We start from the raw sequence: 1,007 nt of genomic DNA on the forward strand, positions 1-1,007 counted from the left end.
CTAGGTGTTTAGTCCCGGCATTTGATGGACCGGGTCGAGTCTGAACCGTTCGGGCTCTTTTTTCCAGATTTTGCAGATGAACTCATAAGGCGTGAGGCCTTTGAGGGTCTTGAGCCTGCGTGCGAAATTGTAGGCTGAGATGAAGTCGGCGAGGTGTCGGCGCAGCTGATCGTGATCGTCATAGTGGAAGCACTTGACGGTCGCGTCCTTGATGGTTCGGTTCATCCGCTCGACCTGGCCGTTGGTCCAGGGATGGTTGATCTTGGTGAGCCGGTGCTCGATGCCATGGTCGGCGCAGACATCATCGAAGATATGCCGGGGGGCATGGCGGTCGCAGCTTCGGTTGGGGAACTGGATGCCGTTGTCGGTCAAAATGGTGTGGATGGCATAGGGCACGGCCGCGATCAGATCTCGCAGGAACTGGATCATCGTCATCTTGTCCGCCGTCGCGTGTAGCTGCGCATAGGCGAACTTGGACGTCCGGTCGACGGCAACGAAGAGACGCAGCTTGCCCTCGGCGGTCTGCACATCGGCGATATCGATATGGAAATAGCCGATCGGATAGGCCTGAAACTTTTTCTTGGCCGGCTTGTCACCATCCACCTGCGGCAATCGCGAAATACCATGGCGTTGAAGGCAACGATGCAAGGACGAGCGTGTCAGATGCGGGATCGTCGGCTGAAGGGCATAGAGACAATCATCCAGTGGCAGCAGCGTGTGCTTGCGAAAGGCGACGATGGCCGCCTCTTCCTCCACAGACAACACCGTCGACTTCGGGTCCTTGGGGCCTGTCGGAAGATCGGCGGTCGAGGTTCGGTTCTTCCACTTTCGAACCGTCTTCTGATCGATCCCGTAGCGCCTGGCCAGCGCCCTCAGGCTCTCTTGACTATTTTGTATTGCTCGACGGATTGCCTCTGTCGTCGTGGCGCGGCCGTGCAGAACTTGTCCCATAACGCATCCTTCCAGTCGGAAGAAAATATCGCACCATTAAAGCTCGGGATCAAACA

General features: G+C 57.1%; 1 protein-coding gene. It reads right to left on the minus strand.

The genetic code is table 11. The features are described from left to right. Complete coding sequence (locus FJ548_RS29710) at positions 1-951, minus strand: IS481 family transposase (protein ID WP_140779801.1); 951 nt, start codon at positions 949-951, stop codon at positions 1-3. Between the last annotated feature and the right edge of the window lie 56 nt (positions 952-1,007).

It is taken from the genome of Mesorhizobium sp. B2-4-17 (assembly GCF_006441275.1).
Taxonomy (GTDB): Bacteria; Pseudomonadota; Alphaproteobacteria; order Rhizobiales; family Rhizobiaceae; genus Mesorhizobium.

Excerpts from the sequence above, each read along its gene's own strand:
- FJ548_RS29710 (WP_140779801.1), bottom strand. The coding sequence starts at position 951 with ATGGGACAAGTTCTGCACGGCCGCGCCACGACGACAGAGGCAATCCGT.